Genomic DNA, 21264 nt, shown 5'->3' on the forward strand with positions numbered 1-21264 from the left:
CCACTCACTTGCTGATGAATAAATGCCTTTTTACAAATGTTATCAAATTGTTATCAAACGCCCTTTTAAAATTTCTGAAACCCGCTGTTTATGCGGGGTTCAAAAAAATTTTAATTATTCCCACTCGGCAAGCTCAAACAGAACTTAAATGTATATGCTTCATTTCTGTATTATTTTTGTCGATATTTTCTCTCAATTCCATATTTTATTCTGACTCACTGATTTTTTGTTGCCAAATTGTTGCCATACACTTATTATAACACAACCATCTAAAAAAACAACTATATTTATAAAATTCAATTCATATTAAATATCCTTTTGATTTATCATATCAGTAATGACAATACCGAAATACTTTTCAAAAAATGTCTTTAATTTTTCTATAATATTTTGTTTTTTCATATTTCTATCCCCACTTCCAAAACGTGATATAGGTGGCATAAGTTTATCTATATCTGAACCTGTAGTTTTAATTTCTCCAACTTTAAAAGACTGTATGATAAATTGTTTTGTTTCGTCAGACTTTAAACGTTCATTCATAATCAGTGTTTGTAAATCTATATTGTATTGCTCATTAACAAACTTTTTCCAATCATTCTGAACATCTGTCTGTGTATTTATTTTTAATATAAATTCTTCAATAAGCTCTTTTTTAGAACGCAATTCCAAACTTGATTTGATTGCTTTTTCTATACTTAAAAGTATTTCTTTATTTTCACAATTTGATTGATGATATTTCATTACAAGCATAATAATGTAATCAATATTTACTTCAATCTGCCTTACCAATTCTATTTCAAAAACAACATCATCATTTATGTCTGTTTTTTCAACATTCACTCTATATTTATCATACAAATCATTATAATTGCCGATATAATTTTGAAAATCTATAGGAGAAAGTAGTTCATTGCCTAAAAATTCATCAAAAGAGGAAAGTATATTGTGTAATCTTAAAATACCACCTATTATACAAATAAAATCTTTTTCTGCATTTTCTCCTATAATTTGTTTTTCAAGTGGATATTTTTGCTTCAGTTTTTCAATACACTTTTTATATTCATCAAAATATTCATTATAAGATTTCAACAACACCATTCCACAAGCCTCTTTGTCTCCAAACAGTGCTATTGCCTCATCCGTTTCTTTCTGCAAGTTACGAAAACAAACAATATTTCCATATGTTTTTACAGAATTTAATATACGATTTGTTCTGGAATATGCTTGTATCAGTCCATGCATTTTCAAGTTTTTATCTACCCATAAAGTATTAAGAGTGGTAGCATCAAAACCTGTAAGAAACATATTTACAACAATGAGTATGTCAATTTCTTTATTTTTCATACGAAGTGATAAATCTTTATAATAATTAGAAAATTTTTCGGCACTCGTATCATAAGCTGTATTAAAATAAGCATTGTAATCTTCAATTGCTTTTTCCAAAAAATCTCTTGAACTTTGGTCAAGTCCTTCTGTATCATCTGAATTTTCATCATTCATAAAACCATTTTCGTCCATCACTTCATTTGGTGTATAACTATATATTGTTGCTATTTTTATATCTTTGTCAAATCTTTCAGTAAGTTGTTTTTTAAATTCTGTATAATATAGTTTTGCAGCAGTAATGGAGGATACAGCGAAAATAGAATTAAAACCATTCAATTTTTGTTTTATTTTTTCTTCATTTTCTGTTTTTCCTCTTGCTACATCCTCTATATTTTTTAGTTTGTTAAAATCATAATAACCAGTATTTCGTTTTGTTTTTTGTTCAAAATGCTCTATAATGTATTTTACTATTTCGCTGATACGCTTAGGAGCTAATAATGCTTTTTCATTGTCAATCGCTTCTACTTGACTATCTGCTGTGTTCTCTTTTTTACGTACAGTGTTAATATAGTCTATACGAAATGGAAGCACATTTCCATCATTAATAGCGTCAACAATAGTATAAGTGTGTAATTTATCTCCAAAAGCCTGTTGGGTTGTTCTTAATTGAGGGTTACCTTGACTGCTTGCGTTTGCTGCAAATATAGGTGTACCTGTAAATCCAAAAATATGATATTTTTTAAAATGTTTTATAATTCTTGTGTGCATATCTCCAAACTGGCTACGATGACATTCATCAAAAATAATAACAATATGTTTATGATAAATGTCGTGCTTTGGGTTTTTACTAATAAAGACATCAAGTTTTTGAATGGTAGTTACAATAATTTTGTATGGGTGATATGCTCCGCTTTTGTCTTTATCCTCTAATTGTCTTTGCAAAGTTTTTGTATTTTTGTTGCCATTTGCTGCCCCTTTTTCAAAACGGTCATATTCTTTCATAGTTTGATAGTCAAGGTCTTTACGGTCAACAACAAACAACACTTTATCAATACAATCTAATTTACTAGCTAGCTGAGCGGTTTTAAATGAAGTTAAAGTTTTTCCACTGCCTGTTGTATGCCAAATATATCCTCCAGCAGAAAGTTTTCCCTCTTTATGATAATTAGAGCTAATTTTTATTTTATTCATAATACTTTCTGTAGCAACGATTTGATAGGAGCGCATAACAAGCAATAACTTTTCTGATGTAAACACACAATATTTTACAATCATATTTAAAATGGTATGTTTTGCAAAAAATGTTTTAGTAAAATCCACCAAATCAGGTATAATTTTATTTTTTGCATCCGCCCAAAAAGAAGTAAATTCAAAGCTGTTGCTTGTCTTTTTTGCCGTACGCTTTCCGTTATGCTCTTTTATAGCACTAAAACGAGTGGTATTGGAATAATATTTTGTATTTGTACCATTTGATATTACAAAAATCTGCACATACTCATACAAACCCGAATTTGCCCAAAAACTATCTTTTTGATAACGGTCTATCTGATTAAATGCCTCTTTTAATGGTACTCCTCTTTTTTTTAGTTCTATATGTACAAGAGGCAGACCATTTACAAGAATAGTAACATCGTAACGGTTTTTATAGTTTCCGCTATTTTCCTCATATTGATTGATTACTTGCAGATGATTGTTGTGAATATTATTTTTGTCAATTAATGTTATATTTTTAGTTGTTCCATCATCACGTTTGAAGCTTTGTATATGTTCTTCCTGCAATTTTTGTGATTTATCTTCTATACCTTCATTTGTATTTGCTATTACAGTATAAAAAAATCTCTCCCATTCACTGTCTGTAAAAGTAATTTTATTTAGATTTTCCATCTGTTTGCGAATATTTATTTTTAAATCATCAGCATGATGTATCGCAACATATTCATAACCTTGTGCACAAAGCTGTTTGATAAAAGCCTGTTCTAGTGCTGTCTCACTTTGGTAGGCGTCCGAACGGTTTTTCTGTGGTTCATATTCTGCCACAACTGTGCTTTCTTCTGAAGAAAGAATTATATTGTATTGATTCATATTATTTTTATCCTACTTTCTCTATCATAAACAAATTAAATTTTATCAAAAGATAATAATTTATCTCTATAATACTCATATTGTTTTTGTCTCGCTTCTATTTCGGCAGGAAGACCTTCTGAAATATCATTACAAAGTTTATCAAATCTATCAAGTATTGTAACAATACGTTGTTGCTCCTCAAGTGATGGTAATGGTACAATAATATCATTCAAAGCATTTGGTGTAACTTCTATCACTTTAGTACCATGAGCAAGCTTTTTCTTTTGTTTAAAAAACATACTTGTATGAAAATAGTAAGACAAATATTTTGCATTTTGATTGTGCTTGATAATTGCTGTATGCCCTCCTACAGCAACATCATTTATACCCAACCAAGCAACACACTTGCAAACATCTTCCATATTTTCACTTGTAACAGCAATAATAATATCGTTTGTACTTGCATATTTTGCCTTTTCAGCAGCTTCTGATGTTAAGTAAGTAATTGTTTTATTTGTATAAATTCCATATGTTGTATATATTTGTCCATAGTGAATACAAGGTGTTCCTTTATCTACAAAATCTTTTTTCTGAAAATTTCCACCTCTTGTTATTGATGCAAACAGATGCAAAGGAACTTTTACATAACCATAAACATATTGTAAGAGTTTAATAGAATCTATTAGCGTCTGTCTGTCTGTCTGTCTGTCTGTCTGTCTGTCTGTCTGTCTGTCTGTCTGTCTGTCTGTCTGTCTGTCTGTCTGTCTGTCTGTCTGTCTGTCTGTCTGTCTGTCTGTCTGTCTGTCTGTCTGTCTGTCTGTCTGTCTGTCTGTCTGTCTGTCTGTCTGTCTGTCTGTCTGTCTGTCTGTCTGTCTGTCTGTCTGTCTGTCTGTCTGTCTGTCTGTCTGTCTGTCTGTCTGTCAAAATTGTGTTTCCATTTATATTAAATGTCAATAGTAAATCTCTATAATATTCATATTGTTTTTGTCTTGCTTCCATTTCAGCAGGCAAACCAATTTTTAAATCAGAACAGATTGCCTCAAAATTATCAAGAATATTTACTATTTTATTTTGTATTTCAATAGGCGGTAAAGGTATTTCAATATCTTGTATTGCAGGAACACTCGAATGAACAACTTTACTTTTAATTTTTCCTTTGCTCTTTTGCTTCTGGGCATTATATGTTGATAATGCATATGATAAATATTTAGGATTTTGATTATGTTTTAAAACAACAATATCACCACCAGCAAGGCATTTTTGATTACCTACATAAGCAATAGATTTTGCTATATCTTCAACGCTTTCACCTGTTATAGCGAATAGAATATCACCATATTCAAAATATTTAGGATTAGTAATATTTTCTAAAGTAGTATGTGATACACATTTATCAAACCAAATATTGTATGTAGTATATATTTCGCCATATCTAACACAAGGTATTCCTTCTGTAGTTACTTCATCACGTTTTATGCCTGTTCCTCGATAAATATCCGTTGCTATTTCTCCTAATTTTTTTCTTGGTATTTCAAGAGTAAAATTTAATAATTTATCTCTGTAATACTCATATTGCTTTTGTCTTGCTGTTAGTTCTGCTGTTAGTTCTGCTGTTAGTTCTGTGAAATTGTCCAAAATTCGGACAATTTTCTTTTGTATTTCTAATGATGGCACTGGAACAGAATACTCTTCTAGCATTTTTTTACGAACAGAAGTTACTGAAGAATTAACAGCATTTTTTTCAATATATTTTAAAAATGTCGCTTTCATATAGTGATAAAAATATTTAGGTATTACTTCATTTGTATTAATATGAATACGATATGCCCTTTGATGCAAAGCATATTTACCCTCTACATAATGAAATACTTTTCCTACGCCTACGCCATCTCCTGCTGTAATAATAGCTGTTTCATCAAATTCATATACATTTTTTCTTTTTACCTCTTGAGAACGTACATAAAAGGGATATATTCCTTCTTCTAGTGCTTCATTTGTATTACTGTTTCCAGTTCCAATATCTGCTATATCTGATAAATTACACCAACAAATATTGATGTTTTTATTTTGATACCCTTTTATCAGTTCTTTCAATCTACTCATACTTCTCCCTCAATTTCCGCTATAATTTCATCAATCGCTTTTCTTAACACCTGTTCACGAGCAACAATTTCTTTAATCTGCTGATTTAACACTTTTATATCTATTTTTTCTCTTGTATCCTCTTGTTCAACATAAGTAGAAACGGAAAGATTATAATTTTGTTCTTTTATCTCATCATAATCAACAAGCCTTGCGAAATATTCTACATCAGCCCTACTGACAAATTCATCCACAATATGTTTAATATTTTCTTCTATCAGTTTGTTATTATTTGTCACTTTTACAAATTCTTTTGATGCGTCTATAAACAAAGTTTTGTTATCGGTTTTGTTTTTCTTCATCACCAAAATACAAGTTGCTATAGAAGTGCCAAAAAAAAGATTGTTGGGAAGTTGTATAATACAATCTATATAGTTATTATCAACAAGATATTTTCTTATTTTCTGCTCCGCTCCTCCTCTATACATAATTCCGGGAAAACATACAATCGCCGCTGTTCCATTTGAAGCAAGCCATGTAAGGGAGTGCATAATAAATGCCATATCTGCCTTTGATTTTGGAGCAAGTACCCCAGCTGGCGAAAAACGAGGGTCATTGATGAGTGTTGTATTGTCATCGCCCTCCCATTTTATAGAATAAGGCGGATTTGATACGATTACCTCAAAAGGCTCATAATCCCAATGTTGTGGCTGAATGAGCGTATCTTCACAAGCAATATTGAATTTGTCATACTCTATGTCATGCAAAAACATATTAATACGACAAAGATTATATGTTGTAATATTTTTTTCCTGTCCATAAAAGCCTTGTATCACTTTATCTTTGCCCAATATTTTTGCTGATTTTAAAAGCAGTGAACCAGAACCACAAGCAGGGTCATACACTTTATTTATTTCTGTTCTACCTACAACAGCAATTTGTGTTAAAAGTTCTGATACTTCTTGTGGTGTAAAATATTCGCCCCCACTTTTTCCTGCATTGGAGGCATACATTCCCATTAAATACTCATAAGCATCACCAAACGCATCTATCGTATTATTTTGATAACTACCAAGTTTCATGTCTCTAATACCAAACAGCAATTTTACAAGTGTTTGATTTCTTTTTGGCACAGTAGCACCTAGCTTGTTGCTGTTTACATCATAGTCATCAAACAAACCAGAAAACTCTGCTTCGCTTATGGTACCTTGTGCCGATTGTTCAATGTGTCTAAATACGGCTTCAATGATTTCATTTAATGTATTTTCTTCTGCTGATTTTTCCGCTTTTGTACATACATTTATAAAAAGTTCTGACGGAAGAATAAAAAAGCCTCTTTCATTTACCATATCAGCACGAATTACTTCCGCTTCTTCATCTGCTAGGCGAGCATAATCAAAATCTGTATTTCCTGCTTCTATTTCACCTTTGTTAATATACTCCGTTAAATTCTCTGATATGTAACGGTAAAACATAGTGCCAAGCACATACGTTTTAAAATCCCAACCATCAACACTTCCCCTTAAATCATCCGCTATCGCCCATATCGTACGATGTAATTCCTCACGTTCTTGCTCCTTTTTTACATCTGTCATAAAATTTTATTCCTTTCCCTTCTTCTTATTAAAAGTTTTCAAAAATGATTACTTGCCATAATAAGTCTTAGAAAACATTTAATGTCATTATAAATGTTTTGTTTTTGTGTTTCAAGCATTGTTATAGATAAAAACAATTTTTGAACCAGTTTGCTTGAAAAAGAAATTAAGCTTAGAACAAAAAATATTATCATTTTGTATTTCTTTCTCTATTTATTTTAAAAATTTTCATTTTCAAATTTTTAGTATGTATCAAAAAATTTTATTTCAAAAAAATACTATAAATATTAAATTTTTTTATCATTCTAAAACGTATTTTTAGCAATATAACTAAAATCTTTAAACTATTTTCTCAAACTCATAAAATAAATTGGAAATAATTGGTGTACATAAAAATCTGTACACAATCATGGTTCTGTACCGATTGCAAGCAGGGGAAAGGAATATTCCTTTCCACGCTTGTTGGGGTGTACCCCAAACCCCAAATGCAAATTTTTTTAAAATTTGCAAAACGCCTTTGGCGTGGCTTTTCCTTTTTTTGAAATGTCGTTTTTATTATACTATATATAATATTTACTATTAAAAATAAAATGATTTTGAACAAAATCTTTAATTAAAAAATTTCCTTTTAGCAGTTTAAAAATAGAAAATTTTTTTGTTTCCTTTTTATACTATAAAATAATATTACTATCAAAAAAATAAAACTAGTTTTATGTAAATTTTGCAAAAAAAATTCTCTCTTAATAGCTTAAAAAAGATGTTTGTTTTATTCCTTTTTTACTATTAAGAAAGAAAATTATTGATAAAACAATACTACCCCCTATATATAACATATATATACATACATTATATATCCCCCCTATAATTTATAAAATAATCTGAATACCCTTATTTGCTTTTAGAGCGTTGTAGATACAGCACTTCTGAAGGCTGTTTTTATTTTATTGACTTTATATACTTCTATTTATACTTATTTCTAAAAACGTTGTGTATACAACATTTTTGGACATCAGTAATATACATCTGTTTCAAATCACTGCTTTTTGTGTTTGTTTAAAAAAACAATTCCTCCTTGTCAACTAAAAAACAGAAACGTGTCACGTTTCTGTTTTCAGTAAACAAGGAAAAACCTTACCATCGAAAACTGGAGTGAATTCCTTTTCTATCTAAATACTCTTGCCTAGCCTTTTCTTTTTCTTTTTCTGTTGGAGCTGTTTTATATCTTGTATATAGATTTCGGTTGATTATGCTGTCATATTTTTCCTTTAATCCTTTTACAATTTTTTCTTCCTCATTATAATATTCCAAAATATGGTATTTTATCAGTGATAGAAATAAATCCTCACTAATTTGTACTTGCTTCATATTTTACACCTCTATTTTTTAATTTTGTGACGATATTTTGTCTGTTGAATTTTAAAATATCGTCACACTTTTTTTTCAAAATTTACATTCAAAAAACGCTGTAAAATCAAGGTTTTTTTGTTATTTCATTTTATCTTTTTTAGTTCTATGACGATATTGACGATATTTTTATATATCTACTATTTTTTTAAATACCGTCACATTGTTCTCTTTTTATTTTTTAAATCAATTATCATAAAATCCAGTAAAATCAATACTTTTTGTACATTTGGATTTATTTTTTCAGGATATTTGTGACGATATTTTTTATATCTTTTCTGCTATCTAAAATACCGTCACATCGTCACGCTTATCATTTTTTTATCACTTTTATATCTTAAAAACCTTGTAAATTCAACCTTTTTAGCTATTTGACATTTTGATTATTGTATGACGATATTGACAAAAAATATCGTCACACTTTTTATTTTTTCGTCAGTGTCAACTTGATTTGTCTGCCTGTCCTATTTCTGTTTGTTTCATAATAAATGTTGAACTCCTCAAGTAATCGTTCTGCATTAACATTTAATCGTCTTGTTAGTGCATTTGGAGATATTTCCTTTGGCAATAAGTCAGCCAATTCTGAAGCTGTTCCAGTCCAATCGGATTTATTTTTTGTTACCATTTCACCAACCATTTTCACGATTGGGTCAAGTGCTTCTTTACAGAGTTCCGTTTCCATTTTGATAAATTTCCACAAGCATTTTTCTCTATCAAATTCTAAATAAATTTTTTGGTCTTGTTGGTCACGTCCAACAATATCAAGTATACCCTTATTATCAATGCGTTTCGTCTTCTGAAGTATAAAGGCTCCATCGGCGGCACCTAGCAAACCATTCGTCCCAGAAATCATATCAAAACAATCCTCTGATTGCAATTTTCTGGTATGATGAACAATGAGCATACAAATGTTGTGTTTCTCGCTGAACTGTTTCAACTTCATTACAATATCGTAGTCATTGGAATAGTTATATCTGTCGCCATTGATTTCTCTTACCTTTTGCAAAGTATCAATCATAATCAATTTTGTATCTGGATGTTCATTGATAAAATAAGTAAGTTGTTCTTCTAATCCTTCATTTAATGCTTTTGATTTTGTTGCAAAATGAAAATTAGGCGTACTTTCCATACCAAACATTCTTGACAATCTCTTTTGTATTCTGCTGTAATCGTCCTCTAATGCTAAATATAATACAGAACCTTGATTGACTTGATAATTCCACAAAGGTAAACCCATACTGACATGATAGCCTAACTGTGCCATTAAAAATGATTTTCCAATTTTGGGAGCACCAACAAAGAGATATGTACCATTATAAATCAACTTGTCAACGACAGCAGTTTTTGGTAGATATACTGTGTCATACAATTCTTCCATTGTAATCGTTTCCAACACCCCCTGTTCAAAATTTTTTAAATTTTCTGTGGCTTGTAAATTGCTTTTTTTCTGGCTTTCTGCTATACTTTTGTTAGTGTACATTGATTGTCCTTTATCTGTGCCAGCAGATGAAATAGGAACAATCTTTTCTTTTTTACTCATTGGTTTTCCTCCTTCATTCCTTGTAAAATTTGATTGATAAATTGAATTGTTGATGTTGTCACATCATCAATTTGATTTCCATTGGTTAATTTCTTCAGTTCTATACAAAGCTGTTGCATATAATTTTTCAGAGCTTTGTAAACTCGTGTATTCCCTACTACTACAACATCTTTACAAAGTAATCTTTTGATAATATAGTCTTGCTTGGTTAAACCAGATAAAGCTACTAAGTTATCTAATAACCTTACTTCTTCATTAGACATTCTGAATGAAACCGTTTTATTTCGCCACCTGCCTTGCTTGTCTAAATTTTTATTCAAATCTTTCTCCTCCTTCCAAATTTAATTTCTCTGCCATTTCTGTTTGCTTATTCGGAAACAGATGTGCATAACGATATGTGATGTCAATACTTTCATGTCCTACTCTGTCAGCAATGGCAAGTGCTGAAAATCCCATTTCTATCAACAAACTGATTGCAGAATGACGAATATCATGTATTCTGATACGTTTTATAGCTGCTATTTTTGCTCCTCTGTCCATTTCATGATGTAAATAGGACTTTGTAACTGGAAACAGTCTTTCATTGTCTTTTATTTCGTACAGCATACCTATATATTCTTGTACTTCACCACAAAGAAACTGAGGCATTTTTATTGTTCTATTGCTCTTTACCGTTTTTGGACTTGTTATTAAATCTTTGCCTTTTAAACGCTGATAAGATTTATTAATTGTTAATGTCTTTTTCTCAAAATCAAAATCTGCTGGTGTCAGTGCAAGTAACTCCCCTACTCGGATGCCACACCAATAGAGCAACTCAAAAGCATAAAATGACAACGGTTTATCCATAATTGCGTCAGAAAATTTAATATATTCCTCTTTTGTCCAAAACAACATTTCTTTGTGTTCCTCGCTGCCTACTGTTCCTGCTCTTTGTGCAGGATTGTATGGTAAATGATAAAATCTTACAGCATGATTGAATATTGCACTCAACTGACTATGTATCGTTTTCAAATAAGTTGGAGAATATTTTTCTTCTGACATCAGCTTGTTTTGCCAAGCAATCACGTCTTTCGCTTCAATCTCTGCAATTTTTCTATCTTCAAAATAAGGTAATATTTTTGTACGAATAATATGACTTTTGGATTCCCAAGTATTTTCTTTGAGTCGCTTTTTCTTGTCTTGCTCATAAATCTCAAAAAAACTTGCAAAAGTCATATCTAACTTCGTTTACTGTTTTAACATGATTTCTCTTTCCCACGCTTGAGCCTCTTTTTTTGTTGTAAAACCTCGTTTTTGTGTCTGTTTCTTCTCTCCTTTCCAATTCGTATAACGATAAATTACCCTCCATTTGTCACCATCTTTATAAACAGCCATGTTGTCAACTCCTTTCGCTTTACATTTAACTACTGCTCTGTATAACAAACTTTTTTATAAAAATAGTTTGTGTTTACTCTACCTGAAAATGTTAAATAACCCAGTTTATTTAATTCTTCATTTAATTGCTTTACAATTTTATAGGCATAAGATTTCGACACTTTCAATTCTTTTGCCACTTCATCAACCGTCATAAAATTTCTATTTTCCATATTTTCTCCTCCTAATATATTAAATAAAATAGTTTAGTATATTGTTATTGTACTACTAAATATTTTTAGTTAAGTCAATGGATTAGAGAAAAATATATTAACTTTTTTTATTTAATTTTTATTGTTATTTCATCTTTCTTATGCTATACTAAAAATAATATATTTTTTTGGAGAGTTCTTATTATGGCAATCGGCAAACGTATCAAATTTTTTCGTAACAAAAAAGAATTAACGCAAAAGCAACTTGGCAGAATGCTTGGCTTTCTTGGCAAAACTTCTGATGTTCGTATGGCACAGTATGAAGCAGGGGCACGAATACCCAAACAAGAGCTTGTAAAAACAATGGCTAACCTATTTGGTATCAGTCCTAACGCTCTTACTGTTCCAAATATAGACAACTATACAGGACTTCTGCACACATTCTTCGCTTTAGAAGATTTATATGGTTTAAAAATCACTACTATGAACGATGAAATTTGCCTACACTTAGATAAATCTGATATTTCTTTATTTCAGATGTTTCAAGCATGGCAGGAACAATCTGTAAAATTGGAACAGGGAAAAATTACAAAAGAGCAGTACGACCAATGGAGATATAACTATCCTAAATTTGACACCTCACAACGTTGGGTAAAAGTTCCATCGCAGGCAATCAATGATATTTTTACAACAGAATTGGATAATAAAAGTAATGAGTAAGAAAATAAAAAAACCTTACTGACTTCCAATTCTTTTTGAAAATCAGTAAGGTTTTTATGAATTTGAAATAATTATTCTGTGGGTAATTTCAGAAAATGTTGCCATTTCGTTGCCAATCACTAAACAAAATTGCTTGTAATCCGCATAAACACTGGGTTTGTTCTCATTGGCTCATTACTCCCACTCTCAAATTAAAGTCTAGTTCTATACAGTTTTGTATGGGAGATTTAGTTTTATTTGACTTCATTTGTCTTTTATTATCATATATCTATGGTCTATTCCAAATAATGTTATCAATTTGTTATCAATCAAGTGTTATCACGCTATTTTTTTTATTTCATATTTGCAAATCTTTCCATCGCTTTTGAAAAACTTTTCATAATTTCTTCTATATCACCGTTTTCTATACCTTTAGAAATACAATACTTCAAATGACTTTCTAAAATAGCCTGTCCTGCCTTATGCAAAGCAGATTTTGCTGCATTAATTTGTGACAGCACGTCTTCACAAGGCACATCTTCCTCAATCATCCTATCAATTACTTGCACTTGCCCTATAATTCTTTTCAGTCTATAATGCAATTTTTCGTTTTCATTTTCCACACATTTTTTCATAATATTCTCTCTAAATTTTAATACAATAACAAGTATATGTATATAATAAACCTTAAATAATCTATTGTCAACTATTTCTTCAAATTATTTTAAATAAAATATAGAAAAGATTATTTTTTTGACAAAAAAGAACTCACAACAGCAGATTAGCGTTGTGAGTTATAGAAATATATTTTCTTTTTATTTATTTAACAACTGCTTATAAACATCAATAAATTCTTCAGCAATAATGCGAAATCCTTCCGCACTCATCAATTGATCTTCCGCATGAAGTAAGAGCAAACCAACATCAGACAATGTACCCTCGGCATCTTTTGTAAGCAAATCTGCATGGGCATCATGTCCTTGTGAAAATGCTTCATCTCCTTGTTTTATCATTTGCTCAGCCTGTTCAAAATCACCTTTTTTTGCACACTGTATGGCATTGATAAAACAAGAACGTGCCGTACCTACATAAGTAATGATTTCAAAACAAGTAACACTCAATTCTTCAGACATATTAAATTCTCCTTTCTACATTTTCAATTTATTTTCTTTTGATTACCAATCATCATCATCGGCGTTTGTAGCAGCATTTTGTTCTGCTATCAAAGCATCTTTATCTAGGCGACGAACAAATGGCATATAAACAAAAAATGAAATGATAAAAATTACAAGTTGCAATAATGCACTTCTCCAACCACCTACTAAAAATCCTGAAATAATAGGTGGGCAAGTCCAAGGAACCATGACTCCTCCATAAAGAGGACACAAACCTGTTGCAAGTGCAGCATATTGTATTACACAGGAAATTACTGGCATTGCAATAAATGGAACAGCAAGCATAGGATTCATTACAACAGGAAGCCCAAACAAAATTGGTTCATTGATATTAAAAAGTGCAGGAACTAACTCCAAATTTCCCAATGTTTTTAGTTGTTTTGATTTTGCAAATGCGACTAAATAAATAACTAATCCGATTGTTAAGCCAGCACCTGTTACATTGATAAATTGATCATAAAATTGTGCTGTTACAATATGTCCACCATTTGCAACAGTAAGTTCCATTCCCTTATCTAATATTGCTTGATTTTCTAAACTGTTTGCCTGTAAAAGTCCGCTCATAATGCCGCCAACAATCGTAGAGCCATGCACACCAAAAATCCATAAAAATGGTCCTGCAAAGCACATCAATATTGCACCGCCTAAAGAATCTGTCATACCCTGCAATGGTATTTGAATTACTTTATAAATCAATTCGATTGCTGTTGTATGTAATCCAATGCTGAAAATTCCATGTATAATAGTAGCTGTAACAACAATAACAACGGCAGGAATCAAACCAGAAAAAGCATTTGCAACACCAGTAGGAACGCCTTCTGGCATTTTGATTTTAATATTCTTTTTCAAAAACCAAGAGTATGCCCAACCAACAATCAGTCCGATTAAAATTGCTCCAATCATACCTTTTCCGGCTGTCCAATCTTTTTGTATGATATTTCCAACAACATCACCGTTCTCTGATGTTATAGAAGATGGCTGAAGTAAGAAAAAAACAGCTAATGCAATCATTGCACCACTCAGCGGTTCTTGTCCTTCCAATTTTGCGTAGGTGTAAGAAATACCCACAACTGCAATGATAGCACTAATACTAAATGTAGCACCATAAGCCTGATTAAATATATTTGTAATTCCTGCATTTGCAAGTGCATCTGCTGCTGCTTTAATTGGCAAATTGGCAAGAATTAAAAAGATAGAACCAACAATCAAAAGGGGCATTGTATATACCATACCATCTTTAATTGCTTGAACTGCTTTTGTATTGACAAATGCAAGAATTTTAGGAATTACATTTTTATTAAACCATTCACCCATAATATCACCCTCCCTTGTTTTACTTCATATTATAAAATAAAAAATAATATCAATGTTTGAAAGAATACCGCATAACGAATTAATATGAAATTATGCGGTATTACAAAAAAATTTATTTAGAAGATGCCAATTTGTATGCAAATTTTAACACATTCATACCATTACACATACCATAGTCTGCCATTGGGATAACAGCAACAGGAATTCCTTTTGGCTCACAGATTTTTTTTGCTTTATCCAGTTGAAAACCTACTTGAGGACCTAAAAGAGCAACATCAATTCCATCGGTACGCATTTCCATTTCTGCAATAGGGAATGCCTCAATTTCGGCATCTTTTCCTTTTTCTACAGCCGCTTCTTTCATTTTATTAACCAACACACTTGTAGACATACCTGCTGCACAAAATAAACGAATTACCATAATATAACCTCCTTAAATTTCCTCTCCATTTGTTTGAATTACTTTTTGATACCAGAAAAAAGAATCTTTTTTACTTCTTTTTAAAGAGCCATTCCCCTGATTATCTTTATCAACATAGATAAATCCATATCTTTTTTCCATTTCACCAGTACCAGCACTGACTAAATCAATACAACCCCAAGGGGTATATCCCATAACTGGAACGCCATCTTTTAATATAGCCTCTTTCATTTGCTCAATATGCTGACGCAGATAGTTAACACGATAAGGGTCATGAATACCGTCTTGTTCCACTTTATCATAAGCACCTAAGCCATTTTCTACAATAAAGATAGGTAAGTGATACCTTTGATGAAGTAAATTCAAAGAATAACGTAATCCTTTTGGGTCAATTTGCCAACCCCATTCGCTTGCTTCTACATAAGGATTTTTTGTAACATAACAATGGTCATTAAATTTTTGTTTTGCATTTTCATCAGAAGCACTTACTGCTTCACTCATATAATAACTAATACCTATGTAGTCTACACAGCCCTCTTTCAGACTTTGTAAGTCTTCTGCTGTAACATCCAAATTCATTCCATGATTTTTTTCAAAAGCTTTTATATAGTTTGGATATTCTCCAAATACATGAATATCGCCATAATAATACAATCTTTGTTCCATTGCATATTGTGATGCAATCATATCATCTGGTGCACAAGACAAAGGATAAAAAGGAACCATTGCTAACATACAACCAATTTTAAAATCTGGATTGATTTCATGTCCTAATTTTACTGTTTTTGCACTTGCTACCATTTCATAATGAACAGCTTGATGTAATACAGTTTGTATATCTTCCTCTGGACGATACAATATACCAGAATTTGTCCACGCTGCCCAAAGATGTTCTGTAGAACCTTGATTATTGATTTCATTAAAAGTCATCCAGTATTTTACTTTGTCTTTATAGCGTTCCATTACCGTTTTGGCAAATCGTACAAAGAAATCAATCAATTTACGATTTCGCCATCCACCATATTCTTTTACTAGATGATAAGGCATTTCAAAATGACTCAATGTAATCACTGGTTCAATACCATAGCGGAGCAATTCGTCAAACAAATCATCATAAAATTGCAATCCTTGTTCATTTGGAGTTGTTTCATCTCCATTTGGGAAAATTCGTGTCCATGCAATAGAAGTTCTGAAACACTTAAATCCCATTTCAGCAAATAGTTTAATATCTTCTTTGTAATGAGAATAAAAATCTATTGCTTCATGATTAGGATAATTGTGATTTAGTAAAATACCATTTGTAATTTGACGTTCCACACCATTTGCCCCTGCTGTCATGACATCTGCAATAGAAATTCCCTTTCCTTGCTTGTCATACCCCCCTTCTAACTGATGGGCAGCAACTGCTCCTCCCCAAAGAAACCCTTCAGGAATAATTTGTTTTTTCATTTTATCACATCCTTTATTTTCTTGATGAAAAAAAATAAGACTGCTCACAGAACTTCCCTATTAAAGAAGTTCTATAAACAGTCTTGCTTACCTTTACGTAATAACAAACTGGTTGCTATTTCTTTCTATATTTAGCATAGCACAAACAAATGCTTTTGTCTATATCTAAAATTTTTTTTGGAGATTTTAACATTTTTGTAAAAAAATTTTTGTAACAAATGACAATCTGTATCAAAAAGCATTGTATAAAAAAGTAAAACAAATTCCATTTTATTGAACAGAAAGAAAATCTTGTAGGAATTCACAATATTCCGACTGATTTAACAATGTAATCTCTTTATAATTTTCTGTATTTGTAATAATAATAGGAGTAGATAAATCATATCCTTCTTTTTCAATTTCTTCTCTGTCAAAATTTAATAAAACATCTCCCTTTTTAATGATTGTTCCATTTTCTACACAAGGATGAAAAAATTTTCCTTTTAAATTGACAGTATCAATTCCCACATGAATTAAAAGTTCTAATCCCTCATCACTTTGTAATGCAATCGCATGTCCTGTTTCAAATACAATAACTGCTTTTCCATTAAATGGGGCAACAATTTCATTTTCTTCTGGTATAATTGCAGCACCCTTTCCAAGTATTTCAGAAGCAAAAGTTACATCTTTTACTTCTGTCAAAGGAATTATTTTTCCTTTTGCTGGTGCTGTAACAAAAAGTGTTTGATTAGAGGAACCTTCTATTTTTATTTTTTCTTCTGTGTCATTTTCAGAAATATCTTCAAAACCAATTAGTATTGTAATAAAAAATGTAGCAACTATCGTTACTAAAATCGTTAATATTGCAATCAAAAAACTAATCGGATGTGTTGTTTCTACATACTGTACAATACTTAAAATAGCAGGAATGGCAATTGCAAAACATTTTAGTTGAAAAAAAGCACCAAATAACCCACCAACCGCAGCACCAATACAAGCACCAATCATAGGACGTTTTAGACGAAGTGTTACGCCATAAAGTGCTGGCTCGGTAATGCCAGTAAACAATGCAGATATAGCAGCAGTAGCAGCATTTTTTTTCAATATTTTATTTTTACTTTTTGCTGCAACCGCAGCAGAGGCAGCACCCTGTGCGATATTAGAACAAAATTCTCCAATACAGATAAAATTTTCAAATCCTACAGAGGCAATCATACCTAACTTAACAGGAGTAAATACATGATGAATACCAGCCATTACAATAAAAGGGTATACCCCCGCAATGATACCAACAGCAATAAAACCAAGTTGATTATGTATGAAATCAATCATGTTGTATAAAATATGCTCTAATATAGAACCAAAAGGGGCAAAAATAAACAGTACAATCGGTATTTCTATCAATAATATAAAAAATGGCTGTAAAAGATTTTTTAATATTGTTGGTATGATTTTTTCTGCTAGTTGTTCCACATATTTTAACAACCATACCGCAAATATAATTGGAATAATGGAATAAGCATAAGAAATATACGAAATAGGAATATATTTCATAAAATATAAATTTTCCGAAATATTATGTGCTGTATCTATCATAGCGATAAAATGAGGATGCAACATAACAAGGGCAACAGTAACAGCATAATACGAATTAACACAAAAACGTTTTGCAGCCGAAACAGCTATCAGCACTGGAAAAAAGAAAAATGCACTGTCACCCATAATATTAAAAATAGTATAAGTTGTTCCACTGGTATCTAAAATGCCAATCATACAGAGCAAATTGACAAAAATTCGTATCATTGCTGTACCCATAATAGCAGGAATCACAGGTGCCATAATACTGGATATGATTTCCATAAGTGCTGCAATCCCTTTTTTCTTTTCTGACATTGTTTGCTTTTTTATAGCAAAATTTGCAAAATCTCCCAATTTGCATAGTTCGTCGTATACATTGCCAACATCATTGCCAATAATAATTTGATATTGTCCAGCTTTTTTCATAACACCTACAACACCTTTTGTTTTTTTCATTGCTTCATCATCTACGATTGACTCATCTTTTAAAGTAAAGCGAAGCCTTGTCATACAATGAATGAGTGTAATAACATTCTTCTTTCCGCCGATATGCTGTAATATTTGCTTTGCAATATTTTCATAATCCATAATATTCCCTTCTCTCTTTTTTATTTATTATGATTTTTGTTCTTTTTCTCTTTGCTCTTGTTCTTCATCTAATATTCTTTTTAAATGAATTAAAAGATACAGTGACTCATCTATACTCAAAGTATATCCATACTGTTTTTGAATTAATTCGGCAATTTTTTGTACACCAGAAAAAATAAATTGATTTTGGGTAATGAGTACATCATAAATTTCCTGCATACTGTCATGGTAATCTGTCTTATTAAATATTCGTGCAGCAAAAAATTTTAAATGTATAATAAATCGCTGATAGGAAAAAGAATCTTCATGAAATACAATTTTAAAATGCAGTCGTATCATATGAAGGATTGCTGTGATTAACTCTGTAATTTTTCGTACATCAGATGGGGAATTGTCCTCTAATTCAGAAGCAATAATATGCATTGCAATAAAAGCTGCTTCATCTTCTTTTAAATCAATTTCCGTTTTTTCTTTTATCCATTGAATTGCTTTTTTACCGATTGAAAATTCTTTTGGATAAAAATTCTGAATATCTGTTTTGATAATATTTTTCAGCATAATACCAGATTTTGCTCGTTCTAAAACAGAATTGATATGGTCAGCAAGTGTAACATAAAGGATATCATTAACCTCTAATTTTTCCTCTTGTATTGCTGTTTGCACCACCTTTTCAGCAATATCTAAATATTCTTCAGAAACAGCCTGCACATATTCCTGAAGTTTTTTACTGCCTTCATCACTTTGTAAACGATATATTCTGTCAATTAAAGATTTGTCTAAAAATTCTCCTTTCTTTTTACGAAATCCAATGCCTGCACCAGTAACAATAACCTCTCTTTTTTCTTTATCTACTGTTACAACTGCGTTTGTATTCAAAACTCTAATAATTTTCATTTTTCCATTTCCTTCCATATCTATAAAAAAAGACTGTTTATAGCTTCTCCTTTAAGAAACACTATAAACAGTCTTGCTTACCTTTACGTAATAACAAACTTGTTTATTATAATAACATAACTGAAATAAATTGTCTATGTCTATATAAAATTTTCAAAGCAAAATTTTCATTAAAAAAATAATATTTTATTTTCTATTTTTACAATTTAAATATCATATATTTTTTTGAAAAAACAAATAAATTAAATTCTATAATATTAATTTTTTCTATATAATATTTTTCATGGAATTATTTTAATCTTTTATCATTTTCAAATCTATTTTCAAGCAATATAACAAAAATTTTAAAAGTGTTCCTTTAAATAAAACAATCAATTAGTAAATAAATAGAAAAAAATAAAAAATTGTATATAAACATAGTTATGCACTGAGTGCAAGCAGGGGAAAGGGATATCCCTTTCCACGCTTGTTGGGGCGTGTCTACGCTTTGCTCCGGTCGGTGCTAAACGAATGTCCACTGGACATTCAGCACCCCCAAACTCCAAATGCAAATTTTTTTGAAATTTGCAAAACGCCTTCGGCGTGGCTTTTCCTTTTTTTGGAATGTCGTTTTTATTGTACTGTATATAAAAATTACTATTGAAAGTAAAACCATTTTTGATAAAATTTTCAAGCAAAAAATCCCTTACCTTATTTAAAATTTTACAAAAAAAAATTCCCTCTTAATAGCCTAAAATACAAAATTTCTTTGTTCCTTTTTATATACTATCAATAATAATTACTATTAAAAAATAAAACTATTTTCATGTAAATTTTGTAAAAAAATCTTCCCATTAAAAATTTAAAATAGAAAATTTCTTTGCTTTATTTTTAATACTATAAATAAATATTGCTATTTTTAAATAAAACTATCTTCATATAAATTTTACAAAAAAAATTCTCCCTTAGCAGACTAAAAAAGAAGTTTGTTCTATTTCTTTTTTGCCATTAAGAAAGAATATCTATAAAAAATGCTATATGCCCTATTTGCGTTGTAGCTACAACACTTTTGAAGGTTATTTGTATTTTATTGACTTTATATACTTTCATTTCAATTCATTTCTAAAAACGTTGTACATACAACATTTCTAAATGTCAGTTATATACATCTATTCCAAATTACTACTTTTGTACTTAAAAAAGCAATTCCCCCTTGTCAACTAAAAAACAGAAACGTGTCACGTTTCTGTCATTAGTAATCAAAGGAAAAACTCTACCAACGAAAACTAGAATGTATTCCTTTTCTGTCTAAATACTCTTGTCTAGCCTTTTCCTTTTCTTCTTCTGTTGGAGCAGTTTTGTATTTTGTATATAGATTTCTATTGATGATACTATCAAATTTTTTCTGCAATTCTTCCACAATTTTTTCTTCATCATTATAACATTCAAAAATATGGTATTTAATTAGTAATAGAAATAAATCTTTACTAATCTGCACTTGTTTCATACTACTATCCCCTTTTTCATTTTGCGTCGGTTGCGTCGATATTTTTAATATACCCTCCGTTGTGTAAAATATCAATGTATATCGACGCACTTTTTACTTTTTTAT

At 30.6% G+C, this 21264-nt stretch carries 16 protein-coding genes and 2 pseudogenes; 1 reads left to right on the forward strand and 17 read right to left on the reverse strand.

Annotation, left to right across the window (positions count from 1 at the left end):
* Positions 1–306: 306 nt before the first annotated feature.
* From C820_RS13955 to C820_RS13995, 9 genes and pseudogenes are all read right to left on the reverse strand, one after another.
* Positions 307–3408 carry a type I restriction endonuclease subunit R gene (locus C820_RS13955; protein ID WP_004036642.1) on the reverse strand — a complete coding sequence of 1034 codons (3102 nt, stop codon included), beginning with the start codon at positions 3406–3408 and terminating at the stop codon, positions 307–309.
* A gap of 35 nt (positions 3409–3443) precedes the next feature.
* Positions 3444–4061, reverse strand: a pseudogene (locus C820_RS13960) (restriction endonuclease subunit S); the annotation flags it as partial.
* Complete coding sequence (locus C820_RS13965) at positions 4060–5493, reverse strand: restriction endonuclease subunit S (protein ID WP_251855601.1); 1434 nt, start codon at positions 5491–5493, stop codon at positions 4060–4062. The gene C820_RS13965 and the pseudogene C820_RS13960, both read right to left, overlap by 2 nt.
* Positions 5490–7067, reverse strand: a complete 1578-nt coding sequence (locus tag C820_RS13970; RefSeq protein WP_004036639.1) for a type I restriction-modification system subunit M — start codon at positions 7065–7067, stop codon at positions 5490–5492. Before C820_RS13970 ends, C820_RS13965 begins: the two co-directional genes overlap by 4 nt.
* A 1131-nt stretch (positions 7068–8198) precedes the next feature.
* Positions 8199–8432 carry a hypothetical protein gene (locus tag C820_RS13975; RefSeq protein WP_004036638.1) on the reverse strand — a complete coding sequence of 78 codons (234 nt, stop codon included), beginning with the start codon at positions 8430–8432 and terminating at the stop codon, positions 8199–8201.
* Positions 8433–8895: 463 nt separating this feature from the next.
* Positions 8896–10011 (reverse strand): AAA family ATPase, encoded by a 1116-nt coding sequence (locus C820_RS13980; RefSeq protein WP_004036637.1) that lies wholly within the window; start codon positions 10009–10011, stop codon positions 8896–8898.
* The gene (locus C820_RS13985; protein WP_004036636.1) at positions 10008–10331 is read right to left on the reverse strand and encodes a plasmid mobilization protein; all 324 of its coding nucleotides are present in this window, start codon (positions 10329–10331) and stop codon (positions 10008–10010) included. The genes C820_RS13980 and C820_RS13985 overlap by 4 nt, the downstream gene beginning before the upstream one ends.
* Positions 10324–11385, reverse strand: a pseudogene (locus C820_RS13990) (site-specific integrase). The gene C820_RS13985 and the pseudogene C820_RS13990 overlap by 8 nt, the downstream one beginning before the upstream one ends.
* A 29-nt stretch (positions 11386–11414) precedes the next feature.
* Positions 11415–11597, reverse strand: coding sequence for a helix-turn-helix domain-containing protein (locus tag C820_RS13995; RefSeq protein WP_004036633.1), 183 nt, complete (start codon positions 11595–11597; stop codon positions 11415–11417).
* Between the two features lie 183 nt (positions 11598–11780).
* On the opposite strand from C820_RS13995, the gene C820_RS14000 reads away from it, so the two are divergent.
* Positions 11781–12296, forward strand: a complete 516-nt coding sequence (locus C820_RS14000; protein ID WP_004036632.1) for a helix-turn-helix domain-containing protein — start codon at positions 11781–11783, stop codon at positions 12294–12296.
* 332 nt (positions 12297–12628) lie between these two features.
* On the opposite strand, the gene C820_RS14005 is transcribed toward C820_RS14000, so the two are convergent.
* The 8 genes from C820_RS14005 to C820_RS14040 all read right to left on the reverse strand — a co-directional run bounded on the left by C820_RS14005 (position 12629) and on the right by C820_RS14040 (position 21159).
* Positions 12629–12910 (reverse strand): metal-sensing transcriptional repressor, encoded by a 282-nt coding sequence (locus tag C820_RS14005; protein ID WP_004036629.1) that lies wholly within the window; start codon positions 12908–12910, stop codon positions 12629–12631.
* Positions 12911–13090: 180 nt separating this feature from the next.
* The gene (locus C820_RS14010) at positions 13091–13408 is read right to left on the reverse strand and encodes a PTS sugar transporter subunit IIA (protein WP_004036623.1); all 318 of its coding nucleotides are present in this window, start codon (positions 13406–13408) and stop codon (positions 13091–13093) included.
* Positions 13409–13450: 42 nt separating this feature from the next.
* Positions 13451–14764 carry a PTS sugar transporter subunit IIC gene (locus tag C820_RS14015; protein ID WP_004036622.1) on the reverse strand — a complete coding sequence of 438 codons (1314 nt, stop codon included), beginning with the start codon at positions 14762–14764 and terminating at the stop codon, positions 13451–13453.
* A gap of 112 nt (positions 14765–14876) precedes the next feature.
* Positions 14877–15188 carry a PTS sugar transporter subunit IIB gene (locus tag C820_RS14020; protein ID WP_286010441.1) on the reverse strand — a complete coding sequence of 104 codons (312 nt, stop codon included), beginning with the start codon at positions 15186–15188 and terminating at the stop codon, positions 14877–14879.
* Positions 15189–15197: 9 nt separating this feature from the next.
* The gene (locus C820_RS14025) at positions 15198–16634 is read right to left on the reverse strand and encodes a 6-phospho-beta-glucosidase (protein ID WP_004036620.1); all 1437 of its coding nucleotides are present in this window, start codon (positions 16632–16634) and stop codon (positions 15198–15200) included.
* Between the two features lie 270 nt (positions 16635–16904).
* Complete coding sequence (locus C820_RS14030; RefSeq protein WP_004036619.1) at positions 16905–18779, reverse strand: beta-glucoside-specific PTS transporter subunit IIABC; 1875 nt, start codon at positions 18777–18779, stop codon at positions 16905–16907.
* Positions 18780–18806: 27 nt separating this feature from the next.
* On the reverse strand, positions 18807–19673 hold the full coding sequence (locus C820_RS14035) for a PRD domain-containing protein (RefSeq protein WP_004036618.1): 867 nt from the start codon (positions 19671–19673) through the stop codon (positions 18807–18809).
* Between the two features lie 1252 nt (positions 19674–20925).
* Positions 20926–21159, reverse strand: coding sequence for a hypothetical protein (locus C820_RS14040; RefSeq protein ID WP_035296238.1), 234 nt, complete (start codon positions 21157–21159; stop codon positions 20926–20928).
* Between the last annotated feature and the right edge of the window lie 105 nt (positions 21160–21264).

It is taken from the genome of Clostridium sp. MD294 (assembly GCF_000364165.2).
Classification (GTDB): Bacteria; Bacillota; Clostridia; order Lachnospirales; family Anaerotignaceae; genus Coprocola.

Coding starts and splice junctions, on each gene's coding strand:
- C820_RS13955 (WP_004036642.1), bottom strand. CDS start 3,408: ATGAATCAATACAATATAATTCTTTCTTCAGAAGAAAGCACAGTTGTG.
- C820_RS13965 (WP_251855601.1), bottom strand. CDS start 5,493: ATGAGTAGATTGAAAGAACTGATAAAAGGGTATCAAAATAAAAACATC.
- C820_RS13970 (WP_004036639.1), bottom strand. CDS start 7,067: ATGACAGATGTAAAAAAGGAGCAAGAACGTGAGGAATTACATCGTACG.
- C820_RS13975 (WP_004036638.1), bottom strand. CDS start 8,432: ATGAAGCAAGTACAAATTAGTGAGGATTTATTTCTATCACTGATAAAA.
- C820_RS13980 (WP_004036637.1), bottom strand. CDS start 10,011: ATGAGTAAAAAAGAAAAGATTGTTCCTATTTCATCTGCTGGCACAGAT.
- C820_RS13995 (WP_004036633.1), bottom strand. CDS start 11,597: ATGGAAAATAGAAATTTTATGACGGTTGATGAAGTGGCAAAAGAATTG.
- C820_RS14000 (WP_004036632.1), top strand. CDS start 11,781: ATGGCAATCGGCAAACGTATCAAATTTTTTCGTAACAAAAAAGAATTA.
- C820_RS14005 (WP_004036629.1), bottom strand. CDS start 12,910: ATGAAAAAATGTGTGGAAAATGAAAACGAAAAATTGCATTATAGACTG.
- C820_RS14010 (WP_004036623.1), bottom strand. CDS start 13,408: ATGTCTGAAGAATTGAGTGTTACTTGTTTTGAAATCATTACTTATGTA.
- C820_RS14015 (WP_004036622.1), bottom strand. CDS start 14,764: ATGGGTGAATGGTTTAATAAAAATGTAATTCCTAAAATTCTTGCATTT.
- C820_RS14025 (WP_004036620.1), bottom strand. CDS start 16,634: ATGAAAAAACAAATTATTCCTGAAGGGTTTCTTTGGGGAGGAGCAGTT.
- C820_RS14030 (WP_004036619.1), bottom strand. CDS start 18,779: ATGGATTATGAAAATATTGCAAAGCAAATATTACAGCATATCGGCGGA.
- C820_RS14035 (WP_004036618.1), bottom strand. CDS start 19,673: ATGAAAATTATTAGAGTTTTGAATACAAACGCAGTTGTAACAGTAGAT.
- C820_RS14040 (WP_035296238.1), bottom strand. CDS start 21,159: ATGAAACAAGTGCAGATTAGTAAAGATTTATTTCTATTACTAATTAAA.